Genomic DNA, 19,475 nt, shown 5'->3' with positions numbered 1-19,475 from the left:
ATAATGATGACCACGACACCTAATACTCCCTTGGTGTCAGTATATGTTTCATTTTTGATTAATAGATATATCAATTATTGCATGGCAATCTAATAGCGTGGGTTTAATCTCATGTATTGGCAAACCTCTACTCACTATACATGGTGAAAATCACAACCTCAGGTCTTGTAAAAATTCTTGGCACATGGGAAAAAGTGCCTATTCCGCTGGTTATAAATACGGGGACATCGTCTGCTGAACAGGCAAACCCATAAGCAAAACGCGTACCGTAATCTGTTATTGGCAAGCTTCCGTATAGCAAGTAAAACGGATAACCAAAAAAAGTAATTTGCCCAGCATGGGTATGACCGGAAAGTATTAAATCAATTCCATCTGTAGATTGCAACATTGACAAGTCCGGACTGTGTGAAAGGAGCAAAACAAAATCGTTTGTATGTGCGTTTGCAATAGCCTCTTTTATGTTAGGATTTCTGTTATACATATCTTGGACACCTGCCAAATAAAAGCCTTCTCTTATACACCTGCCACTATTATCCAACGGCTTTATCCCATATTCTTTTTTTGCCTTGAAAACTTTCTTGTAGTCATCATGATTTCCTTCCACACCGAAAATTCCGTCTGTTGTACTTATTTGAGCTATTTCTCTCACAGTTCCTTGATAATGATTGTTCTCCATTAAAAAATCTCCGCCTAATAACAGCAAATCCAAATCTCTGTCATTTAACTCTGTTGCTACTTTCCGCATATTTTCTTCTGTTATAGCATGCATGTCTGACATAAAAGCGATGCGATAACCATCTAACTCAGGCGGCCAATTTTCCGAACGAAACTCAATTTCCACATATCGGATTATCTTACTTAGCGTAAGCCCATGTGCAATATGTATAACTGGAATAAATGTAATAATAAGACCAATTACTACTACAAATTTGAATTTCCTGTTTCTCGTTTTATGATTTGCGAAATACATACCCAACAGTGCTCCTATTCCTCCACATAATATGGTAAAAATTAATAACGTTTTTTCGCTTATGCACCGCTTGCCTTTTACTGCTTTTCGTTTGTCTGTCACATACAGGAAAAATGTAAAAGTATTTGTCAATAAGAGAAACATGAAAAAAAACTTTATTATGCCGATATAAAAAATCAGGTTTATTATTAATTGCAATTTCTCTTCTCCCCCATAATTTAAACTTCATCTGTTAAAAAACATGTCTGTACAATATATAAATCTATTTATTCCTTTTTTAATCTTAATATTAATATCTGCCTTTCATTATTTTCAGAAATAAATTTGCTAATGACATAATTTTCAAACATATTACGGAACAACATAAAAGCTTGGTCAGAAAAGCCATTTTGGATTAATGTAAAAACAGCTAAATAAGTTTGTAAAGATTTATTTGACAAAAGCTGTAATACCTTACATTTGTATTGATTATTAATCAAATCTTCCTTATACCATATACTTTTTATATGATTACGATAATTTATATTCTCTGTCAAATACTTTTCATACTCAGATTCACATTGACTAATAAAAAAATTAAGTGTATCTTTAGGAATTCCATATTTCAATTTTTTATATGTGACTCAAAAAATTCTTCTGTACCCATTTCAGAAAGTTTTTCTTCAAATTTCTCTTGTGAACTACAATTTTTAGAAGTATTATTACATAATGCTTCTAAACAAATATTTTTTAATAAATCTTTTTCCATTTTATTTACTTTGCCTTTCTATATGCTAAGAATAAACATGGGGGTCAGGCTTGACAAATCGACAAACTAATCTCATCAATCTCTTCTCCAACATTGTATCTACTTATTATCTTAGATATTCCTGATTAAACGTATTAGCCATTCTCACAACAAAATTCCATTGGCGCTCCATATAGGTTTTCAATTGGCTTGTACTTTGCTGATAATCGGCATATATCATTTCCAGATTATCAAAATGATCTGCGATTGCACAAGCAGCGCAATAGCCACTTTCCATTCCTGCGGAAATACCCTCTCCCATTGGATTCAGGAACCCGGCAATCTCTCCTGCAAATAGTACTCGACCAAGACCATAATCAACATGACAGCCGGGGCCAATATGTGGCATCAACCATTTTTCAGCTCTTATTTGCTTATCAATTCGTAGGTGGTGATGAGCTTTCATGTAGGCGATAAACCGTTCATAGAAAAACCCAATTTTCCCCATATCTTTGACCGATACACCCAGTACTAAAAGATTGTCTTTTACGTTAAACCATGCGTCATACTCTGATAACTCCGGCTGCAAATACGCATAGAAATAGTGAGGATCTAAATCTATGTTTCCTTCGTTGAATGTCTGAAATGTAGTGATATATTTCGGGCTGCCTTTAATAATTTTCCGCTTTAACGCTCCTACAACACCCTCACAGTCCAAAACGTATTTTGCTTCCTCAGTATAGGTTGCTTTACCGTGTAAAGTGACCTCCACAGAACTATTTTTTTCTTCGCAGGAAAGAGCGGTTGTGCAATCCCTGATTTCCGCACCGCTTTCTTTTGCTTTTGTTGCAAGCCAGTTGTCAAAAGAACTGCGCCAGACATTAAGTCCTTCTTGCTCAAAGCGAAACTCTTTCCCTTTGTCATCTGTAAAGATCATTCCCCGGTTTTCAATCGGTTCACACATAGACAATGCCGGGATATCTTCGCCAAAATAGAGGTTTACCAAATCCATTGTTTTTTTGATCAAAATCCCGGAACAGGATTTATATCTTGGCATTTTCAACTTCTCTACAACCAAAATCTTATATCCTTTTTCGGATAGAATTTTTGCGGCGGTACTGCCGGTTGGTCCCGCACCAATAATTATTATATCGTACATTCTCTTTTCACCTCCGTATAATCATTTTAAGCCTCTTATTAATTCCTATTTATCGCTATAATAAACAATTGTTAGTCCATATTTTTTACTATTGAACATTTTCCTACTTTTACGACGCATTATAAGAATATCATAATATCCCCTGACACATAAAATTTTTGAATTTTATCTTTGAAAATCCGAATGTCATCTATAAAACACCCCAAAATACAGGGTCAAAAAATGCACTTTTTTGGTCCAGTTTTTGCCCGTTTTTTGCTCCAAAACCACTACATATGGTGGTTGAGCTTCCTCATTTGCCCTCCGCACCACATTTCGTCATCATTATTATCGTTTCAATGTGCCTTGAGATGACAATAAAGATGTCATTTGGACCTGATATCCCCTTGACCGGGTACCTCTTTTCCTTAGTCCAGATTAACAATAGCCTTTATTCTTCTTACCCCCGATGATGAACTTTGCTCCTTTATGACTTTAAAATAACCCAGTTCAGATGTATTAGAAACATGAGGTCCTCCACAGATTTCTAATGAATATCCTGGAATCTCATAGACTTTAACAATATCTTCATATTTACCTTCGAAGACTCCTAAAGCTCCACTTTTTTTAGCATCATCTAAATTCATTTCCATATATTTAACCTCAAGATTCTCTTGGATCGCTTTATTAACCAGACTTTCAACTTGATCTATTTCTTCTTTCAATAACTTTCTATCAAAAGAGAAATCAAATCTTAACCGCTCAGAGTTTATATGGCTACCTTTTTGATAAACTTGGTTCCCTAGAACTTTCCGTAATGCACTATTAAGTAGATGAGTAGCTGTGTGTAGTCTAACACTGTTACTGTTATGTTCTGCCAGGCCTCCTTTGAATTTTCCAGCAGCTCCGCTTCTAGATTTATTCTGATGCTCTTCAAACTTTGTTTTAAAACCTTCTATATCAACAAGTATTTCTTTTTCTTGTGCTAGTTCAAGAGTAAACTCAATGGGAAATCCATAAGTATCATATAATCTAAATGCTAGCTCTGAACTCAAATATTCACCAGCTTTTATTTGATCAAAATACTTATTTGCCACTTTCAATCCACTTTGCAAAGTCTTGGTGAATTTGATATATTCCTTACTTAGTTCTTCAATTATATAATTTTTACAGGATTGGACTTCTGGATATGCTACATTATACATTTCAATAACTTTTTCAGCTAATTCAAGCATAATGTTCTCTTCAATACCTAATTTATATATCATCCGTATTGTACGTCGAATAAGTCGTCTAAGTATATACCCCTGCTCAGAGTTTGTTGGAACTATCTTTTGCGGATCAGCGAGAATAAATACAGAAGCTCTAATATGCTCACATATAATTCTGAAGCTATTTTTATTAATTTTGTCGTAACTAACTCCACTTAGTTCTTCTAATCTCTTAATCAGTGGCCTAAACAAATCTGTTTCATATACATTTTGGAGATTATTTGCTAGAATCAGTAACCGTTCAAAGCCTAATCCTACATCTATATTTTTTTGCTCTAGCTCAGTCAGATTTCCTTCTTTGTCTTTGTAGTATGTCATGAAAACATTATTACCTAATTCAATATATTTACCACAATTACAAGCAGGTCCACAATTTTCACTACAATCGTGTGTATCATTTACATAAAACATTTCTGAATCAGGACCACATGGCCCTGTTTCACCTGCCGGTCCCCACCAATTTTCATCATCACCGTAATAAAAGATTTGATTACTACTTAGACCTAACTCAAGCCAAGTCTCTACCGCTTCCGCGTCATAAGGTACAATCTCATTTCCCTTATAAACCGTCACTGCTAATTTTGAAGAAGGTATTCCAATTTGCGCTGTAAGAAATTCATAGCTCATAGAAATAGCTTCTTTTTTGAAATAATCACCTAAGGACCAATTACCCAGCATCTCGAAAATAGTTAAGTGATAATCATCACCTACCTCCTCAATATCTCCTGTTCTTACACATCTTTGCACATTCACAAGGCGTTTTCCTAATGGATGTTCTTGTCCTAAAAGATAAGGAATAAGTGGTTGCATGCCAGCGGTTGTATATAATACACTAGCATCATTTTCAGGAGCTAACGATGTGGCTGTGACTACTTCATGTCTCCTTTTTTTGTAGTATGATACGTAGAGTTCTCTCAATTCATTCGCTTTCATAATCCTCTTCCTTTCTTAAAAATAATATAAAAAACCCTAAGCTTTCAAAGCTTAGGGCGAATTCTTAATCCGTGGTACCACCTAAATTCAGAGATTAACTCTGCACTCATAAAGTACGGGTAAATGATAATACCGATACTATATCCTATGATAACGGTGGATCTCCGTTGAAGCCTACTCATTATTTCAGTTCAAAGCTCCAAGACTGCTTCAATATATGGATTGTGAAGATTCGCACCAACCATCTTCTCTCTGAACAATACCTATATATTTACTATTTCTCTTCTTCGCCTTTATTATTAATTCCAATAATTATACTACTAAAGTTTTTCTTTGTCAAATGTTAAATTCTACTTACTCTGCACATGAGGTGTAAAATCTGCAAAGTTCATACTCGCATAATCTATGCTATGCACAATATAATCATCTATATATTTCTGTGAAATTAACCACACATAGTTGTGAGAGTTATAGTTAGAGCAAGCCAATACATAGTCAATATTGGAAGAAGATTTTACTAAAGTTAAAAACTCTTTGCTCATTGCTAATATTACAGGTTGTGGTTTTTCATCATAAACGACTGTACCTAACGGAGAAGTATCCTCAATCAAAAACATTTTAATAACTTTTTCATTTGAAATCATATTTTTGCTTTTCAGATTGGTTATGTATTCATCAAGTTTTGGATAATGGTTTTAAAAGCATTTGAAACATTGGCTATATAGTTAGAATATGAACTAACACCTTTTATAGTATCATGTAAATATACTCCCTCTTGATTATTGGGAATTTTATCAAATTTTCTTTCAACCCTTGCCTGTTCTTGACGATTTACACTACCTTTTCTTTTGTTTTCGTAACAATCAAATTCAAAATGTTCAATTAACAATATATAGTGCAGTTTTTAGCTTTATATGCAAAAGCCACCCACGCCAGCTAGATTTTCACTTTGTAAATCACTTGTTGAACTGCAATCTCTTAGCTTTGCGTTATATATTGTTGCGGCAAATCCACCAAAACCTAATTTTGCTATTGTGTCAACAGTACTGACTGATATAGATAGTTCACTTATGTCAACATCTGCCTTACAGTTTTCAAAATTTATATAACCGCTAGATATATTTCCGCCGTCTACATATGATATAAATCCACCACCACATACATGGAAATAACTAGCCAAAACAAAGTCTATATTATTAACTTTACAGGAATCAATAACGAGAGGCACCTCTCCGCCGTTTAAATATCCCGTAACACCTCCAAATCAACGATAAAAGGATACCAACAATTTGCTTATCAGCGTGGTGTATTCAGTCGTCCGTTTTTGAACTATATATATGCAATGGTTCCATATGTGATACAGGAAGCTGAGCTGATAAAAGTCATTGAAACTATGAAAACTTGGTTTCATCACGAAACAAAATAATATTACTATAGTGCTTTAAAGAAAAAATCTATAAAAATCAAATGAATGAGATATGAGCAATACACTCTGTACATACCTCTTGTCCTTACACAATAAAATCTGACTACTCTCGAACCAAGAGCCGTTGCAGCTTAATTCCGATGCAATGGCTCTTGGTTCGTTATAATCCGAGTATAGTCCAGAGTATCCTTGCAAAAATATGGTAAAAAATCACCTGTACAATTTATTAATTAAGTATCTCAACATTCTAAATTCTTTTGTTGATTTTGATACCCCTCCATATCCCGGGAAAATAGTTTCTTCTATATTACCTTACAATGCTGTAATATACATAATTTATCCATTTCCCAAACATCAAGCATATACTTGCTCTATTAATTTTTTTGTAGTAATTAATATAGTTGAAATTCTAATTTTACCATAACTCATTTAACTTATCAGAATAAAAATCTATTGCTTTTTTGAAATCTAATATACTTTCATCTGCTGATGTCTCTGCAATAATTTTAAGTAATAGTTTCATAGCTTCTGTGTGCTCCCCTAAATTGTAAAGAGTCATGGCTAAAAATACCTTTAGAGAATTAATATCGTATTTTCTTATTCCTTCTAGTAGAAGTTGTTTGGATTTTTCATACTCTCCTATCGTACGATAAGTACTTCCAAGTCCTAGGTAAGCTTCCTTCAAATCTTTTTCTGGTAGTCCAAGCTCTATTGCTTTTTCATAAAAAGGCACAGCTTCCTTTTCTAATCCAAGCACATCAAAACTCCAAGCACACTGATAGTTGACCTCCGCATTATTTGGAAATGTCTTTACCAATTCAACAAGCATTGAATTAGCTTCATTTAATTTACCATTTTCTCTAAGTTCAATAGCTTTCTTCAGTATATTTTTCATGATCATCTCTCCTTTCAAAATATTATTTACAAATCACCTAAACAGGATAACCTTTATTTCCTTTTTACATTTGTGCTAAATCTCAACTTCTCTTAAGTTCATATTTAATGCCTTCCCTCCGACCTTAACTTCACAAATATCACTTTCTTTAACATTAAGTTTTACATTTATTTCCGATGGCATATTCATAGAATATCCTTGTTCAAAAGTAATGTTGTGACATTGGGACGCATCAAAAATGCCATATTTATATAGATAACAAGCTAAAGCTCCGCTTGAAGTCCCTGTTGCTGATTCTTCATCTATTCCATATAGTGGAGCTAAATTTCTGCAGTATGCATTTGAATTACTGACTGAATCAAGCACAAACATATGATATCCAATAACATCGTATTTTCTGCTTAATTCTGCTACTTTTTCAAAATTAGGCTTGATAGTATCTAAAATCTCCATGTTCCTTATTGGTATAAGTATATCTTTAAGTCCAGTTGAAACAATTTGACAAGGAAATAGCATATTAAAATCATGAACATTAATATCTAATGTATCTGCTATCTCTTCATAATCAATAATTTCATAAAATGATGGATTAGTCTGAGTCATCATGATTATTCCATTTTCATCAACTTCAACTGCTAAAATCCCCGCTTTTGTTTCTTGAGTATATGTTCCAGGATTAATACATTCTGTTTTTAACAATACTGAAAATGCAGCAATAGTCGCATGACCACAGAGGTCAACCTCTTCATTTGGTGTGAAAAATCTTACTTTGAAATCCGCTTTGTTTGACTTCATGATAAAAGCTATTTCACTGAATCCTATTATTCTAGCAATTTTTTTCATAACATCTTCACTTAAATTATCAGCATCTAAAACTACTCCAGCAGGATTTCCACCTTGCTTTGTCTTAGCAAATGCATTTATCGTATATACCTTAACCTTCATATTATCTCCTCCTAAAAAATCATCTATATTTCAATTCTAGTTCCTATATTTAATTCATCAGCTTTATGAAGTAAATACTTAGAAACTGCTATGTCTTGCAATGCAATTCCCGTACTATCAAAAATTGTAATATCGCTATCCAAGCTTCTTCCACTTCTTCCTTCTAAGATCCAAAATACTTCTTACATCATCATCATTTAAAACTCGTATATCGCTCATATAAACCTCCGCAATTCTAATTATTCAGTCTTTACTATTTCCTATATTTAAGCAATTAACAACATTATGCTTTCTTTTTTTTCTTAATTTCATCTAAATATGAATAAATTGTAACTGGAGATACCTGAAGTTTATTAGCCACTTTGTCTATAGCTCCTTTTGTAAGAAATATGCCTTTATCATACATAAACATTAATAACTCTATATTATCGCTTCTCTTCATTCCAGTTACATCAATATCTCCAATGGTATTATCTATGAGACTATCTATTATCTCAGAGACATTATCAAATGAATCAATTGTTGGTACATCTGGTTCATTTGATACATTAATATTTTCTGACAAGAATATGTTTAGAAACGACTGCATTTTGATAAACTCGTCTATTTCAAAGTTCATGCAAAATGCTCCAATTACCTCATCATTTTCATCTCTAATTAATGATGTAGATGATTTTATATTTTTACCATTTTTTAATTGAAATGTATAATTAGCCTTATAATCATTTTTAAAATCTTTCGACAACAATACATCTTTGATTAAATGATCAAAAGACTGACCTATTCTTCTATCCGTTATATATCCGTTTGATACATATACAACTGAATTTTGTGGAGTTGACAAATCGTGTATAACAACTTCACATTTATTACCAAAGGACTCCGAAATCATATCAGCTAATGGAATATATGATTTTAATTTTTTTGAAATAGTCATATTAAACTCCTTATACATAAAATTATCTTTCAAATTTTTCTTTTGCCAAACCAATCGGAAACTCCATTATACAACCTTTATCTGGATTTACAATTTGGCTAATTCTAAGATTTCCTGCAAGTGAAAGTAATAATCCACTTTGGGCATCCGTAAGCGAAGAATGCTCTTGCAAAAATTTATGCATCTTCTGCGCTGCCACTACACTGCACTTATCAAGTGATACATCTGCAGCAGTAGTAATATAATTATTTTGTGCAATAATAAATGGTATGGGAATATCGCTACGTCCCTTAAGAATATTAACTTTTACAGTTACTTCACCGCTCATCTCCAATGCACAAATAACTGTTTCTCCATCTCCCTGTACCGCATGTATGTCTCCCAAAGAAAACAAAGCCCCTTGTACATTAACAGGCAAATACAACACAGCTCCCACTCCAATATCATTTATATCCAAATTCCCGCCATGTTCTCCTGGTGTTTGGGTTGAAACACTACTGTCTTCTGGAGCAGTTCCAATTACACCTACCATAGGGCGAATCGGAATACAAATTTCATTATCAAACTTTATCATTCCATCTTCTATCAGAAACTTACGACAATGACAACCATCGATTTCATAAATGCCAGCACCATTACGTGCACACATTGAACCCTGATCCATAAGATCTATTGCCTTAATCTCTACTCTAAGAACATCACCAGGTTCTGCCCCTTTTATATAAAGAGGACCTGTTGCTGGATTATTACGCTTCATATCTATATTATTAAAATCATAACCGTCTGTAACAATTTGTTCACAATAACAATCTTGACAACAAAACTTTACTATGTCTCCATTTTCAGCATAAGCAACAGGCTCTATTTCAGAATCAAAAGAAAAATGAATTTTGTCTTTTTCAATACAAATCATAAGAAATCACCTCTACTTCCCTTTTTATTAAATTTCTTTTATCAATGGTTTTTAAAACCATCAACAATTAAGTGATTTAGTGATCAGATTTAAGTCCTGCTCCACACATAGGAAGCAAGCTGTCAGAAGTTTTCCCATTTAAATCACAATATTTTAAATATGCAGCATATGTAGCCGCTGTTGTATGCTCGCAATAGATACCTTTTGCCGAAAGAGCTTTTCTAGCTTCGATTATTCTGTTTTCTGGTGCCGTAATTATTTCAATATCATATTTATAAATATACTCCAAAATTTCTTCACCGCGCATCGGTATGCCAATAGCAATACCTTCAGCCATCGTCGGTTTAGGTATTACTCCAACTGGATTCATTTTTCCAGTAATAACTGCTTTTGCAAATGGATCACAATATTCACTTTGGACTGCAACTATATTTGGCATTTTATCTATGAGATTATTTTCAAATAATTCTTCTAATGCTTTTATAACTCCAATAAAAAGTGTGCCGTTTCCAAGAGGAATGAATATATTAGAAGGAATTCTGTTAAGTTGTTCATAGACTTCATAAATATAGGTTTTTGTTCCTTCATAGAAGAAAGGGTTATAGACGTGACTTGCATAATAGCTTCCCCGCTCCACTATTTTCGACCTACATACATCTGCACAATGATCCCTAGTTCCAGAAACGACATTGACCTTTGTATTATGAGATTTAATCATATCAATCTTTTTAATTGATGTTCCTTCTGGAACAAATATCTCACAATCGATTCCAGCTTTTGCACAATAGGCTGCGACGCTATTTCCAGCATTGCCACTACTATCTTGCACAACAGAATCCACGCCAATTGATTTACAATGAGCAATCAATACAGCCGCACCTCTATCTTTAAAGGACAAAGTAGGCATAAAATAATCCATTTTAAGTAAAACATCTTCATCAAATTGAATCACAGGAGTCATCCCTTCGCCCAAACTGATTTCTCTCCAACTTTCTCCTATTAAAGGCATGAAAGCTCGATAACGAAAAATACTCCATGTATCACGATCAACTAAAGACAGATCAAACTTAGGAGCTTTCCAATCTAATTTCCAAAGTCCACCACAATCACACTTTGCTTTTCTAGTTGTTACTTTTTCGGTTACACCGCATTTTAAGCAAATATATTTCATCTTTGATTCACCTCCGCAATAGCTTCAACTTCTATAAGGCTTCCATAGTGTAGCTTCCCAACAGGTAAAACAATGCGTGCAGGCTTGTGTTTTCCAAAGAAATCACTATAAACTTGATCTACTATATCCCACTGATCAATATCTGATATATACACTCTACACTGAACAATATCATCTCGAAAAAGTCCAGCTTCTTTCAAAACTCTGTCAACATTTTTCAAAGCAAGTTTAGCATGCTCCTCTATTCCACCCTTTGGTACCTGCTTAGTATCAGGGGCTATAGCTAGTTGTCCCGATACATAAAGCATTCCATTGGAAATAATACCAGGTGTATAATGCCCATTATTCTTATTTTGAAATTCAGGTTTAATCTTCTCCATATTCGTACAATTCCTCTCTATTTATTTCTTATTATTATTTTTGATGTATATATCTCTCTTTAATTATCACATTAATTATAAATATATCTATATATTTTTTTATACGTATCATATAATTTTTTATAAGTATATCATTTTCTTTGTTTCTTCGTCAATAAAAACTGCATTAAAAGATTGTTATAGCTACTTTTTATTAAGAGAATAAAGATTTCTTCCTGAATAAGGAATACCCTGTAGAGTAAACAAAAAAGTCCAACATCGGACTTTTTGTTGACGAAAGCTTAAGTTTAACATACGAAAATATCCTATATGTTAGTGTGAATATGAATCACTAAGCATATTTTATTTATACCTCTTAAAAATTTTTACGTCTATTTACATCACTTTGTTTTGTGAAATCTCCTCTTGCATATGACCCATAAAGTATAATTGTATCGCATTGGTATTTTTCTATTAAAAAATTTTTCGGTTTGTTTGTGAATTTATTCATAAACTAATTTTTTTCAAATAATTGACACATTGTTTGCTACTTATATCTATAAATGCTTATAATATAACCTCTGCTTTTGTACCCGATCCTAATGTACTACTTATTTTTATATCTCCACCATGTGCCTTTACTATATCCTTTGCTATAGCCATTCCTAGTCCTGAGCCTTTATGACTCTCACCTGTATTTGTTCCTCTATAATATCTATCAAAAATATGCTTAAGTTCTTCTGGGTTCATCCCTTTTCCATTATCTGTTACAAATATGTGTGCTTTCTCATCTTTAATTACTTTGACTTCTATTTTCACATTATGATTATTATGAATAAGAGCATTATATAAAAGATTATTAATTACCCTTTTTATTAAAATATCATCTACTTCCTTATGGATAACACTTTCTTTGCAAATAAAATTAATATCTCTATCACTATACTTAGGATCATTTAATATATCAATAACCGTTCTCCTAACTAATTTCACTAAGTTAATTTCTTTTTTATCAAGCATAGAAGCTTTATTTTTAAGTTTTGTAGTTAAATTCAAATCATCTACAAGCTCTTTTATATAGTTTGATTTTTTATTTATGGTTTCTGCATAAGATTGGATTTCTTCCTTAGAGAACTCATACTCATCATCACTTAAAATCTCCGCGTATCCCTTAATAGATGCTAATGGAGTTTTTATATCATGAGATATATTTGCAATCCATTCCTCCCTCATTTGTTCTAGTTTCTTTCGTTGGCTTTCATTATTTTTCAGTATATCTGAAAGGTTATTTACGTTAGAATAAACATCCCTATAGATTCCTTTTGGACGGTAATAAACATTATAATTTCCATTTCCTAATTTTTCTACTCCATTAATAATATTCGTTAAAGGTTTTGTAAGTCCTCTGCTAAATAAATAACCAAAAAACAGAGCAATTATACCATCAATGAAAATAATACTCATTATACTAATTTTTATAAATTTTGCCATCCTATTTATATCATAAACAAAAACTCTCTTGTCAAATTTTTTCATAGGCAGTCCAATAATATAACTATACGATCTGTCTCTAATTATTTTTTCTCCTATAAACATAGTTGAACGAATATCTAATCCCGCTCTATATTTATAGGCGGAAACAATCTCAACAGGTGTATATTTCAATCGAGCATTTTTAGGTTTTTTATAATGATAAACTTCTCTTCCATACTCATCTAAAACTTGTATCCATGCTTTTTCATTGTCTAGAATTTGTTTTCCTTCCTCACTTACATATACATTTTCTTCACTACTTAATACATAATTTTTAAAATTCCTTACAAAGTCCTCTGGTCCAAAATTCTTTAAAAGATCATTATTTTGATTATATGAATATTGTCCTATAAATACACTTATAGCAACAATTATATTTATAAAAACTACAATAATAACCACTGAAATTACAGTAGCTAAAAATCTAAATGTCAATTTCCATTTCATTTTCTACTCATCCTTTACAACCAGTTTATATCCCAGACCCTTAACATTTATAATGTGCTTAGGCTTAGAAGGATTATCTTCTATTTTTTCTCTAAGCCTTCTTATATGTACCATTATTGTATTATCAAAGCCTATATAATCTTCTCCCCATACCTCATCACAAATTCTTTCTTTACTAATAATTTTGTTTGGATGCTTTGCCATATATAAAAATAACTTCAACTCCTTAGGCTTGAGCTCAAGAATCACTCCATTCTTTGTTACTTCCATTTTTTCCTCATTTATTTCAAAAGGACCTAAAAGTATTCCCTTTTTCTCGTGAAAATGTATCATATTTCTTTTTAGGTGTGCTTTGACCCTATAAGCAACTTCTTTTGGGCTAAAGGGTTTTGTTACATAGTCATCTCCCCCTAAAGCAAACCCAAGGATTCTATCCAGCTCCTCTGATTTTGCAGATAAAAATAAAATTGGAACCATAGAGGTTTCTCTAATTTTCTTGCAAATCTCATATCCTTCCTTATCCGGAAGCATAATATCTAAAATAATAAAATCAGGATTTACATTCTTGAATAACTTCAGCCCTTTCTCTCCTGTTTCCGCTGTATATATTTTTTTAAAACCTTCCTTTATTAATACAGTTGATAATAAATTTAATAGATCTTCTTCATCATCTATAATTAATATTTTCTTTTCCTTTATTACGTTTCCCATCATTCACACTCCTTAAAAATACTCTAAATAAAAGTTCAAAACCCACCGCTATTTAGCTGTAGTATATACTATTTTCCTATTATTTAATAATATGATAAAAAACCTGATATTTTTTCTCAGGTTTTTTATCATATTGAAAATATCATATACTTATCTTTTTTCAATTGCTTTTGTAGGACATGCTTTCATACAATCCCCACATCGAATACATTCCGAACTATTCGGATTTTTACAAACTTCTATACCCATCTTGCACTTTCTTACACAAACATTACAACTTGTTTGCAGGAATAACAACAGTTGGTCTAACAGATTGGATTGAATCCTCTTTTTCAGCCAATTCTTTTGGTATATAATATACTAGACCCATCTCCTTATATATGTTTCTTTCACCTTTTGCAGCTTCATCCTTGTTTTCTGTTTGCTGTATTTCATTTTTTCCCTGATTATCTGCACTTTTACCACAAACTACTATTAATGCGCCTACTGCTAACACCAAAATCAGTGCTAAAAATTTTCTTTTCATCATTCATTCCTTCTAATCATTTAATTGTTTTCTTATTGTTCCTTTGAGAAAGCCTTTAAAGTAACTTTCGGTAGCAATACAATCCCTGCTGTGAATATTGCTATAAGCATAATTAGCGCTATTATAGGTGTTTTGTACCTTATCAGCTGACAACTCATCATTCCCCAAAGGGGTGTAAAGGATAGATATTTTTGTAATCCTATAAACCCTAAAGGTGTTTCTAACATATAGGGCAGTCCCATTAAGATTCCTCCAAATATGAAAGGAACTGCTGCTGACTTACTAATAGCTGATAAAAACAATCCTACCTGTGCAAAGAAGAAGGAGCCTATTATGATGGTTACAAGCATTATCAAAATCATTTGAAGTACAGTTATATCTGATCCACTTTTTCCAAAGTACCAAAAATCTTTCAAAGGTAAATCTAATCCAGCAAATTTATGACTTTTTAAAGCAGATAACCACATGGCTAAAAAAATAGAAAGATTTATGATAGAAGCAGAAACTCCAGCAGCTACAGATTTAGCAAACACTATTTCTCTTTTGCCATTTTTCGTCGTTTTTATTAATCCTGCCATATTTGAACTATATTCTAATGTATAAGCTCCTGAAAACATCATAAACATCATAAGTCCCATTAATGGAGTTATATTATATGCTTTATTAAACAGGTCCCCATAAGTTTCTTGTATTGAAATATCTGTTATCATAATCCAGCTTAAAAACAACACGCCTGCCCATACTATGAACATTCTTTTCTTTAGAAGCATTTTTCTCATTTCTAATTTTATAAGTTTTCCCATCCATTACACCTCCCTAATATTTTCTAAATCAAAGTAGAACATATAAACATCCTCAAATTTTGGCTCTACATCTTGTGTCTCTTTATATAAAGGCATCTTATCACTTATAACTCTGATGGCTATATCATTAACACCACGTTGAATGTTGACTGTTTTGTATTTATTTTGTATTTCGTAAACCTCATTCTCACTAGTGGTCTTTATGCTATAAACTTTACCTTCCATCCCTTTAAGAATATCTCGATGGATTCCTTTCATAAGTATAGCTCCATCCTTTATCATAATGGTTTCCTTTGCTATAGATTCTATATCTGAAATAATATGGGTAGAAAGTATTATAATCTTATCTTTAGAAATTTGTGAAAGAAGATTTCTAAATCTTGCTCTTTCTTGAGGATCAAGTCCTGCTGTTGGCTCATCCAACACTAAAATCTTAGGATCATTTAATAATGCTTGTGCAATTCCTACTCTTCTCTTCATTCCACCTGAAAACTTACCTACTGCTTTATTTCTCACTTCATATAATCCTACAAGTTTTAAAAGCTCATCTATTTTTTTTGTAGTTTCCTTTCTACTTAATCCTTTTAGAGCTGCTACATACTGTAAAAATTGTTTTGCGGAAAAATTCTTATATACACCAAATTCCTGTGGAAGGTATCCTATTAAAGCTCTATATTTCTCATCTAACCCTTTTATATTTTTATCATTGTAGATAATTTCTCCCTTAGATGGTGTGATTAAGGTTGTTATTTGTTTCATAAGAGTAGTCTTCCCAGCACCATTAGGTCCTAGAAGCCCGTATACACCATTTTCAAGGGTAATAGTTATATCATCATTTGCTTTTTTTCTCCCATAGGTTTTCGTTAAATTTTTTATTTCAAGTCTATTCATGAAATCATTCCTCCTTCAATTATTTAGTTAAAATCTTCTTAAATGTAACTACACAAAGTATTACACCTATACATGCAGTTCCTATTAAGATCCCATTACACAACTTTATAATATCTAAACTTTTTCCAAAAATATCAACTTCTCCAGCATACATACCTACAAACTTATCAGGATAAAAAATTAGCTCAATATAATTTCCTTTTTTTAATATGTTTAATAATGAATCGGGTAACGATTTAATAACTGTAAAAACTTTACCAAATCCTACAAATATTGATGTTGCACTTATAGATGCTAAGGAATTAGTTGTAATAAAGGAAAAAAAAGTTGATAAAACTGCTATACTCATAAATATAAGTGCCATCGTTCCAATTTTCAAAAGCAAATATTCATTGATTGTATATGCACCGTTAAGAAGCAGTCCATTATCTAATATTCTAAAAGCTTCAAGCTCTCCATTTACTGGTTTCCCATATTGAAAAAAGGTCATTGAGAGCACTATTCCTAAATATAATCCATAGATAACAATAGGGAATGTTAAAGATAATAATAACTTTGAATATAAAGCCTTCAACTTATTCTTAGATGAAAGAATAATATTATCTACACCCGAAACTTTTTCATCCGTATATATATTTGAAAATATTAGGACTACAATAATTACCATAATGATAGACATAATAGGATGATCTGCTCTATAATCTAGCACCTTATAAAAGTCCACATCCTTATATTCTCTATTTTTCATAAATCTTAAATGATCTCGTGCAATCTCTACAATTTTATTGATAGATGGATCCTCAATATAGGTATTTGCAATTTGCTCCATTTGCTTTATTTTTTCATTAAATTTTTCCTGTGCAATTTCTTTTCGAGGTCTTTTATCTACTATTAACTCGTATTTATCATTCCTATATACATTTTCTGTTTCCAATGTAGGCTTTAAAAAAAACATACTCACAGAAAGCAAAATAAATAATGCTAAAACGATTAATCCTGTCTTGCATTTTAATATCTTTTTTAATTCCCAAAGAATCATTAAACTGTTCCCTCCTTGTCCTTTTCTTTAAATTTATTATACAATCCCAAACTTACACCATAATAAACTAAACCTTAATTAAACCTTAAAAAAAAAAGTTGTATAGTAGAAAATTCTACTATACAACCTTTTAATAATCTCCTTATACTAATTTTCATCATTTTTCTTCAATTGGAATAATTCCATAAATACCAATACTATTGTTTATTAAATCATTTGATATATTTGGAATATTTTGCAATGCAGTTTGAATAATAAACCCATTTTCTGCTCTGCTAATTTCATTTTTCTCAAGACTTTTTAAAAGTACAGTTAAACAATGTTGCACACACTCTTCTTGTACTTGTTCTGAAAAAGCTTTACCCACTCCTCCTACAATAATGTAAAATTTTCTTGGAATATTACTATAATCTTTAGTATCTATTGATTTTATATGATAGTTTTCTAAGTCACTTTCTACTTTATCTAGTTCAGGTATATCCAAATCAAAAAACTCACCCATTTCTTTAATTATATTATCAATTATATTGGTACATCCTAAATGAAACATTGTCTCATGAAAGAAGGAAAATTGGGAGTGTGAAAAAGAAATGCCATCTTTTTTGTAACTATACTTAGTAATATTATCCATAAGCTTATAAATATCTTCTTGTTCATGTATTTCATTATTTGCTAATATTTTTTGTAATTGTCCCTGTAAATGATTACTAAACATTAATGTGTGTTCCAACTCAACTTTTCTCAATGCACGAAGTTTATCTATAAATTTAATCACCTTTGAAATTCTAAATGTTTCAGCCATAAAACCATCTCCTTTGATTTTAGTATACACTTGTATGCTACATTGTATACAAATGTATACATTTTGTCAATAAAAACATCTATTATGCCACACACAATGTATGGTTATATCCTAATAAAATTTTCTTAATCAAAACACTACTTAATCATTTAATTTTATATGATTGGGAACTAATTTCTAATGTAAAAATAGATTACTTATAGAAGTTCCATTGATTTCATATACTTTGAATAAACTCTTAACAAAAAAATAGTTAGTTATAACATCTAAAATCTAAGTAAATTTTGGCATATAACATTAAGTAGATAATAACAATACAATTTCTTTGGTATCTTAAAGCAAGAAATCTATTACGGAAACACATTTTATAGTTTTGACAAGTTAAAAGCAGAAATAGAAAAATATATAGATTATTACAATAATAAACGCACAAAGCAAAAACTTGGCTACTTTACTCCTGTCCAGTACAGGCTAAATTATCAAGTCGCATAAAAATAGCGTAGCAGATTTACTACTACGCTATCAAGTCTAACTTATTGGGGTCACTACAAATTAATCTTCTTTACCACTCTGTTTTTTATGTTGATAATATTTTCAAATCGCGGTCTATGACCGCTGTCGCAAAAGAAATCGCCGTTAAACTCTGAAATCATTTTGCTCAATATTTTTTTGAGATTATATTTTCTGAAGTCTTTAAAAGTATTTTTAACTATGCTTTCATAACATACTGCGTTAGCTTTCAATCTTTCAGATAAGACTAAGCACTTACTTTCATCATTCTTGCATTTTGGATATTCAGTGCAAAACCGACAGGCGGTATATTCTTCACTGAATGGAAATCCTTTTAATACAATCAATCCTTTTCCTCGCTTCGTAAAGTTTGGCACAAGCATCATCATCTGCTCAAACTCCTGTAACCTTGTGCCGTACATAAATAATTTTGACATTATCGTCTTTCTCTCTTTCTGATTTTAGGTATAAAAAAGGCAGAGCCTATAGATCATTAAGTTGATCTAAAAACTCTGCCTGTGTTGAAAC

General features: G+C 31.7%; 24 protein-coding genes, 1 pseudogene and 1 other annotated feature. Of the genes and pseudogenes, 1 reads left to right on the top strand and 24 read right to left on the bottom strand.

Going from position 1 to position 19,475, the window contains the following annotated elements; all coding sequences use genetic code 11:
* Window positions 1-127: 127 nt before the first annotated feature.
* The 23 genes from ACS3UD_RS00495 to ACS3UD_RS00385 all read right to left on the bottom strand — a co-directional run bounded on the left by ACS3UD_RS00495 (window position 128) and on the right by ACS3UD_RS00385 (window position 18,437).
* Window positions 128-1,168 carry a DUF1294 domain-containing protein gene (locus ACS3UD_RS00495; RefSeq protein ID WP_440977710.1) on the bottom strand — a complete coding sequence of 347 codons (1,041 nt, stop codon included), beginning with the start codon at window positions 1,166-1,168 and terminating at the stop codon, window positions 128-130.
* 68 nt (window positions 1,169-1,236) lie between these two features.
* A complete protein-coding gene (locus tag ACS3UD_RS00490) occupies window positions 1,237-1,410 on the bottom strand; it encodes a DUF5677 domain-containing protein (protein ID WP_440977757.1) in 174 nt (57 codons plus the stop codon).
* Window positions 1,411-1,574: 164 nt separating this feature from the next.
* On the bottom strand, window positions 1,575-1,718 hold the full coding sequence (locus ACS3UD_RS00485; protein WP_308138288.1) for a hypothetical protein: 144 nt from the start codon (window positions 1,716-1,718) through the stop codon (window positions 1,575-1,577).
* A 106-nt stretch (window positions 1,719-1,824) separates the two neighbouring features.
* Complete coding sequence (locus tag ACS3UD_RS00480; protein WP_308138289.1) at window positions 1,825-2,856, bottom strand: NAD(P)/FAD-dependent oxidoreductase; 1,032 nt, start codon at window positions 2,854-2,856, stop codon at window positions 1,825-1,827.
* Between the two features lie 407 nt (window positions 2,857-3,263).
* Entirely contained in the window at window positions 3,264-5,039 is a 1,776-nt protein-coding gene (locus tag ACS3UD_RS00475; RefSeq protein WP_308138290.1) for an alanine--tRNA ligase, read from the bottom strand.
* A gap of 49 nt (window positions 5,040-5,088) precedes the next feature.
* Window positions 5,089-5,336: a binding site (T-box leader), on the bottom strand.
* 53 nt (window positions 5,337-5,389) lie between these two features.
* Window positions 5,390-5,683, bottom strand: coding sequence for a hypothetical protein (locus tag ACS3UD_RS00470; protein ID WP_308138291.1), 294 nt, complete (start codon window positions 5,681-5,683; stop codon window positions 5,390-5,392).
* A 266-nt stretch (window positions 5,684-5,949) separates the two neighbouring features.
* Window positions 5,950-6,267, bottom strand: a complete 318-nt coding sequence (locus tag ACS3UD_RS00465) for a hypothetical protein (RefSeq protein ID WP_440977709.1) — start codon at window positions 6,265-6,267, stop codon at window positions 5,950-5,952.
* Window positions 6,268-6,880: 613 nt separating this feature from the next.
* A complete protein-coding gene (locus ACS3UD_RS00460) occupies window positions 6,881-7,360 on the bottom strand; it encodes a tetratricopeptide repeat protein (RefSeq protein ID WP_308138294.1) in 480 nt (159 codons plus the stop codon).
* A 75-nt stretch (window positions 7,361-7,435) separates the two neighbouring features.
* Entirely contained in the window at window positions 7,436-8,305 is an 870-nt protein-coding gene (locus tag ACS3UD_RS00455) for a PhzF family phenazine biosynthesis protein (RefSeq protein WP_308138295.1), read from the bottom strand.
* A gap of 23 nt (window positions 8,306-8,328) precedes the next feature.
* The gene (locus ACS3UD_RS00450) at window positions 8,329-8,475 is read right to left on the bottom strand and encodes a hypothetical protein (protein WP_308140136.1); all 147 of its coding nucleotides are present in this window, start codon (window positions 8,473-8,475) and stop codon (window positions 8,329-8,331) included.
* 113 nt (window positions 8,476-8,588) lie between these two features.
* Entirely contained in the window at window positions 8,589-9,242 is a 654-nt protein-coding gene (locus ACS3UD_RS00445) for a helix-turn-helix transcriptional regulator (protein ID WP_308140137.1), read from the bottom strand.
* A 22-nt stretch (window positions 9,243-9,264) separates the two neighbouring features.
* Entirely contained in the window at window positions 9,265-10,155 is an 891-nt protein-coding gene (locus ACS3UD_RS00440; protein WP_308138296.1) for an acetamidase/formamidase family protein, read from the bottom strand.
* A 76-nt stretch (window positions 10,156-10,231) separates the two neighbouring features.
* Window positions 10,232-11,326, bottom strand: a complete 1,095-nt coding sequence (locus tag ACS3UD_RS00435) for a threonine synthase (RefSeq protein ID WP_308138297.1) — start codon at window positions 11,324-11,326, stop codon at window positions 10,232-10,234.
* Window positions 11,323-11,706, bottom strand: a complete 384-nt coding sequence (locus ACS3UD_RS00430; RefSeq protein WP_308138298.1) for a RidA family protein — start codon at window positions 11,704-11,706, stop codon at window positions 11,323-11,325. The genes ACS3UD_RS00435 and ACS3UD_RS00430 overlap by 4 nt, the downstream gene beginning before the upstream one ends.
* A gap of 355 nt (window positions 11,707-12,061) precedes the next feature.
* A complete protein-coding gene (locus ACS3UD_RS00425) occupies window positions 12,062-12,196 on the bottom strand; it encodes a nucleotidyltransferase family protein (protein ID WP_308138299.1) in 135 nt (44 codons plus the stop codon).
* A gap of 56 nt (window positions 12,197-12,252) precedes the next feature.
* Entirely contained in the window at window positions 12,253-13,665 is a 1,413-nt protein-coding gene (locus ACS3UD_RS00420; RefSeq protein ID WP_308138300.1) for a sensor histidine kinase, read from the bottom strand.
* A gap of 3 nt (window positions 13,666-13,668) precedes the next feature.
* Complete coding sequence (locus ACS3UD_RS00415; protein ID WP_308140138.1) at window positions 13,669-14,376, bottom strand: response regulator transcription factor; 708 nt, start codon at window positions 14,374-14,376, stop codon at window positions 13,669-13,671.
* 150 nt (window positions 14,377-14,526) lie between these two features.
* Complete coding sequence (locus ACS3UD_RS00410; RefSeq protein ID WP_374049887.1) at window positions 14,527-14,625, bottom strand: 4Fe-4S binding protein; 99 nt, start codon at window positions 14,623-14,625, stop codon at window positions 14,527-14,529.
* Window positions 14,626-14,647: 22 nt separating this feature from the next.
* A complete protein-coding gene (locus ACS3UD_RS00405) occupies window positions 14,648-14,905 on the bottom strand; it encodes a hypothetical protein (protein ID WP_308138301.1) in 258 nt (85 codons plus the stop codon).
* Between the two features lie 29 nt (window positions 14,906-14,934).
* Window positions 14,935-15,705 carry a hypothetical protein gene (locus ACS3UD_RS00400; RefSeq protein ID WP_440977708.1) on the bottom strand — a complete coding sequence of 257 codons (771 nt, stop codon included), beginning with the start codon at window positions 15,703-15,705 and terminating at the stop codon, window positions 14,935-14,937.
* A gap of 3 nt (window positions 15,706-15,708) precedes the next feature.
* Window positions 15,709-16,596 (bottom strand): ABC transporter ATP-binding protein, encoded by an 888-nt coding sequence (locus ACS3UD_RS00395; RefSeq protein WP_308138304.1) that lies wholly within the window; start codon window positions 16,594-16,596, stop codon window positions 15,709-15,711.
* A 19-nt stretch (window positions 16,597-16,615) separates the two neighbouring features.
* Window positions 16,616-17,635 (bottom strand): hypothetical protein, encoded by a 1,020-nt coding sequence (locus ACS3UD_RS00390; RefSeq protein WP_308138305.1) that lies wholly within the window; start codon window positions 17,633-17,635, stop codon window positions 16,616-16,618.
* Between the two features lie 157 nt (window positions 17,636-17,792).
* Complete coding sequence (locus ACS3UD_RS00385; RefSeq protein WP_308138306.1) at window positions 17,793-18,437, bottom strand: hypothetical protein; 645 nt, start codon at window positions 18,435-18,437, stop codon at window positions 17,793-17,795.
* Window positions 18,438-18,755: 318 nt separating this feature from the next.
* Between ACS3UD_RS00385 and ACS3UD_RS00380 the strand changes: the two are divergent.
* Window positions 18,756-18,929: pseudogene (locus ACS3UD_RS00380) on the top strand (IS3 family transposase); the annotation flags it as partial.
* A 53-nt stretch (window positions 18,930-18,982) separates the two neighbouring features.
* On the opposite strand, the gene ACS3UD_RS00375 reads toward ACS3UD_RS00380, so the two are convergent.
* Window positions 18,983-19,384, bottom strand: coding sequence for a hypothetical protein (locus ACS3UD_RS00375; protein WP_308138307.1), 402 nt, complete (start codon window positions 19,382-19,384; stop codon window positions 18,983-18,985).
* Between the last annotated feature and the right edge of the window lie 91 nt (window positions 19,385-19,475).

The organism is Sedimentibacter sp. LTW-03 (assembly GCF_052059825.1).
Lineage (GTDB): Bacteria > Bacillota > Clostridia > Tissierellales > Sedimentibacteraceae > Sedimentibacter.
The sequence above is the reverse complement of the archived record's forward strand: the minus strand, read 5'-3'. Positions and strand labels throughout refer to the sequence as shown.

What these genes read in the sequence shown, in the direction of transcription:
- ACS3UD_RS00385 (WP_308138306.1), bottom strand. Translation starts at nt 18,437, where the DNA reads ATGGCTGAAACATTTAGAATTTCAAAGGTGATTAAATTTATAGATAAA.
- ACS3UD_RS00485 (WP_308138288.1), bottom strand. Translation starts at nt 1,718, where the DNA reads ATGGAAAAAGATTTATTAAAAAATATTTGTTTAGAAGCATTATGTAAT.
- ACS3UD_RS00415 (WP_308140138.1), bottom strand. Translation starts at nt 14,376, where the DNA reads ATGGGAAACGTAATAAAGGAAAAGAAAATATTAATTATAGATGATGAA.
- ACS3UD_RS00440 (WP_308138296.1), bottom strand. Translation starts at nt 10,155, where the DNA reads ATGATTTGTATTGAAAAAGACAAAATTCATTTTTCTTTTGATTCTGAA.
- ACS3UD_RS00390 (WP_308138305.1), bottom strand. Translation starts at nt 17,635, where the DNA reads ATGATTCTTTGGGAATTAAAAAAGATATTAAAATGCAAGACAGGATTA.
- ACS3UD_RS00445 (WP_308140137.1), bottom strand. Translation starts at nt 9,242, where the DNA reads ATGACTATTTCAAAAAAATTAAAATCATATATTCCATTAGCTGATATG.
- ACS3UD_RS00430 (WP_308138298.1), bottom strand. Translation starts at nt 11,706, where the DNA reads ATGGAGAAGATTAAACCTGAATTTCAAAATAAGAATAATGGGCATTAT.
- ACS3UD_RS00400 (WP_440977708.1), bottom strand. Translation starts at nt 15,705, where the DNA reads ATGGGAAAACTTATAAAATTAGAAATGAGAAAAATGCTTCTAAAGAAA.
- ACS3UD_RS00435 (WP_308138297.1), bottom strand. Translation starts at nt 11,326, where the DNA reads ATGAAATATATTTGCTTAAAATGCGGTGTAACCGAAAAAGTAACAACT.
- ACS3UD_RS00460 (WP_308138294.1), bottom strand. Translation starts at nt 7,360, where the DNA reads ATGAAAAATATACTGAAGAAAGCTATTGAACTTAGAGAAAATGGTAAA.
- ACS3UD_RS00410 (WP_374049887.1), bottom strand. Translation starts at nt 14,625, where the DNA reads ATGGGTATAGAAGTTTGTAAAAATCCGAATAGTTCGGAATGTATTCGA.
- ACS3UD_RS00395 (WP_308138304.1), bottom strand. Translation starts at nt 16,596, where the DNA reads ATGAATAGACTTGAAATAAAAAATTTAACGAAAACCTATGGGAGAAAA.
- ACS3UD_RS00455 (WP_308138295.1), bottom strand. Translation starts at nt 8,305, where the DNA reads ATGAAGGTTAAGGTATATACGATAAATGCATTTGCTAAGACAAAGCAA.
- ACS3UD_RS00470 (WP_308138291.1), bottom strand. Translation starts at nt 5,683, where the DNA reads ATGATTTCAAATGAAAAAGTTATTAAAATGTTTTTGATTGAGGATACT.
- ACS3UD_RS00420 (WP_308138300.1), bottom strand. Translation starts at nt 13,665, where the DNA reads ATGAAATGGAAATTGACATTTAGATTTTTAGCTACTGTAATTTCAGTG.
- ACS3UD_RS00475 (WP_308138290.1), bottom strand. Translation starts at nt 5,039, where the DNA reads ATGAAAGCGAATGAATTGAGAGAACTCTACGTATCATACTACAAAAAA.
- ACS3UD_RS00425 (WP_308138299.1), bottom strand. Translation starts at nt 12,196, where the DNA reads ATGAATAAATTCACAAACAAACCGAAAAATTTTTTAATAGAAAAATAC.
- ACS3UD_RS00480 (WP_308138289.1), bottom strand. Translation starts at nt 2,856, where the DNA reads ATGTACGATATAATAATTATTGGTGCGGGACCAACCGGCAGTACCGCC.
- ACS3UD_RS00375 (WP_308138307.1), bottom strand. Translation starts at nt 19,384, where the DNA reads ATGTCAAAATTATTTATGTACGGCACAAGGTTACAGGAGTTTGAGCAG.
- ACS3UD_RS00405 (WP_308138301.1), bottom strand. Translation starts at nt 14,905, where the DNA reads ATGATGAAAAGAAAATTTTTAGCACTGATTTTGGTGTTAGCAGTAGGC.